General features: G+C 38.8%; 3 protein-coding genes. 1 reads left to right on the forward strand and 2 read right to left on the reverse strand.

Annotated elements, in window-relative coordinates; genetic code table 11:
* The first annotated feature begins 294 nt into the window (after positions 1 to 294).
* Positions 295 to 498: a hypothetical protein gene (locus F6K06_RS33360; protein WP_287245394.1), complete on the forward strand. Its 204-nt coding sequence runs from the start codon at positions 295 to 297 to the stop codon at positions 496 to 498.
* 91 nt (positions 499 to 589) lie between these two features.
* Here F6K06_RS33360 and F6K06_RS33365 read toward each other — a convergent pair whose 3' ends face one another.
* Both F6K06_RS33365 and F6K06_RS34475 read right to left on the reverse strand, forming a co-directional pair.
* Positions 590 to 1,831 (reverse strand): FIST N-terminal domain-containing protein, encoded by a 1,242-nt coding sequence (locus F6K06_RS33365; RefSeq protein WP_287245397.1) that lies wholly within the window; start codon positions 1,829 to 1,831, stop codon positions 590 to 592.
* 207 nt (positions 1,832 to 2,038) lie between these two features.
* Positions 2,039 to 2,110, reverse strand: a complete 72-nt coding sequence (locus F6K06_RS34475) for a zinc ribbon domain-containing protein (protein ID WP_275670474.1) — start codon at positions 2,108 to 2,110, stop codon at positions 2,039 to 2,041.
* Between the last annotated feature and the right edge of the window lie 273 nt (positions 2,111 to 2,383).

Below are 2,383 nucleotides of genomic sequence, written 5' to 3' on the forward strand. Positions count from 1 at the left end.
TGAAAAAATGACTCGAAGGAATCTTATTGATGAGTTGGAGAGAGTTGTTCATTCCCTTCAAGAAAGTTATTTAGATATTTGTTTTGGTGGAGAAATTGAACCAGACCCATCCTATGATCTTCAGGATGATAAATAATGTGAGAAACGAAGATAATTCCAGATTTGATTTCTAATACAATCACCGATTAGTTAGTGTAATACTTACGCTAACCACTTTTTCTTTTTGTCCAAAGTCCAATTATTAGCCATTTATTGTTAATTATTCTTGTGTTTACTTCAACGTAGAGACCTTGCATGCAACGTCCCTACCCACTCCCCTACGCCATTGCTGAGGGGCGGGATGAATATAAGTGGGATGGGTATCTTGCCTGCGGTGAAAATATCAGGAACGGGGGGAACGGGAACGGGCAAGATGCCCATTCCACAAAACGATTAAAATCACCCCGCATTTATGCAACGCTCCCCTACTCCCCCACAATGCGAAAATGTAGCAAATAATTTATCAAATTGGTATAATACCCCGCCGTCTACAGGATGTTGACAATTGGTTGAGGTTTGAGTCCCCATCCACTTCTTCCTTCTTCCTTCTTCAAGAAGGTTGACGACAAATACCAAATACAGAGGTGTAACCATGTAAAAATGTACTACCACCCACCGGACCAATTTCACCATTACAGAAAAAGCCACTGATAGGGATATTCAAATAACTACTAAATAATCTAGAATCAAAGTTAGGTTTACCATATAGTCCTTCTCCTCGTCCCAAACAAGAAAACATTAAAGCCGTAGCATTATTTGTAGATTTAGTCTCAAAAGAAACTTCTCTTTGATAGCGCTCTAGTAAAATTTCTAAATCTTCTGCTGAGGTATTAGCATCTCGTAAATGAAATTGAATTCGTTGGCCCGCCCTTACCTTATCACCAATGGCGATCGCTCCTGCTTTAGGGTCAACTCCAATTAAATTACGAATTAGAAAATCTCCCTGTTTTAAGTTTTGCTGAAATTCGTCTCTTACTATACCGACAAAGAGAGAATTTTCTGCTAGCTTCCTGTCTTGTTCGTTGAGATTTTGTACTAAGCCTTGTAATGCTTCTAGCGGAGATTGTTTAATACCACCTACCATTTGGTCAGAACTAACTAATTCTTCAAGTTCTAGAACTATATTACGTTCTCCTTCTGTAACACGATATGGTTTACCAATAGGCCGACAGCCTTGTGCTACTATTGTTTCTAAAATAATCTTGCCAGATAGAGAGACTCCTACAGCTCCTTCTTCACAAAGGCGGTCTTCACAAAAAAGTCCTGCATTGTTACCAGTAGGGCCACTACTAGCTAATCCTCCTACTTTAGCTGAATTAGGATAAGCATAATCTAGTCCTTGAAGCAAGTCATTTATTTTGGCAGAAAATGGGTCAGCGAGTATAATAAATTGAGGATTGTCTGTAGTAGGTACTCCGATGAGATTACACCAGTCATCGGGAGAACTGTCTAAGTCTGGTAGTTGTTCTGCACAGATGTGAAAAGCTGTTACTGTGACTTCTGGCAAATGTGCCAAACTGAGACTAATGGCTGGTTGGTGTTCTAATTCTTGTGGTTTTCCATCATCATTCATACCAACTATACCACCACCTCCACAACCGACGAGTACTGTTTCTGGTAAATATTCTTTTAGTAGAGGCATGAGTCGTGAATATTCACTGGTAAAGGCTGAGGAGATAAATACCAGTCCTAAATCTGCTGTAGTTCCTAATGATTCTAAACTTTTTTGTGCTACTTCTTTAACTGCTGCTTCTAATGAGGGACGGGTTGATAGAGAGTTTGACCACTGCATGTATACGGAGGCTCCTTGTGAATATATTTTTAATATTAATATTTCAGTATAGGTGAAGTTCTCTCCCGTTAAATCGGAGATGATAACGGAAGTTTCTCAAACAAAAAAGTTTCTTGCTCCTGCTGGCGCAACGTTGCACGAACACAGGTTGATTAACGTCTTACGCCTCCACAAGCAGGCAAGGTGATACCCACCTCGTTTAATGTTTTATTGCAATATGTTAATTGCAGCATTCTCATCTCTATCTAAAACTATTTTACATAATGGACAAGAATGAATTCTAACTGATCAAGTTAATGGTACTTTCTGACCACAATTACTACAATGAGTGAAAGGTATGATTCGGGTTGACTTTAATTACATGAACACCGCATTTTACCGCCACTGCATTCAATTTTTCAATCCATACCCCAAGCTACATCATCAATTGATTTTGAGAGTTTCGTGTTTCTTGCTATTCCTTTAATCTTGAAGTTTTCAACGGCAATTAAGTCATTTTCTTTAACTAATTTATGAGTAGTTTTGTCTGGCAATATCTTCTCTTTCTCTGGC

The sequence above is a fragment of the Okeania sp. SIO1H4 genome, assembly GCF_010672695.1.
Classification (GTDB): Bacteria; Cyanobacteriota; Cyanobacteriia; order Cyanobacteriales; family Microcoleaceae; genus Okeania; species Okeania hirsuta.

Bases quoted from the DNA above. Each gene is read 5' to 3' on its own strand.
- F6K06_RS33360 (WP_287245394.1), top strand. From the start codon at position 295: ATGCAACGTCCCTACCCACTCCCCTACGCCATTGCTGAGGGGCGGGAT.
- F6K06_RS33365 (WP_287245397.1), bottom strand. From the start codon at position 1,831: ATGCAGTGGTCAAACTCTCTATCAACCCGTCCCTCATTAGAAGCAGCA.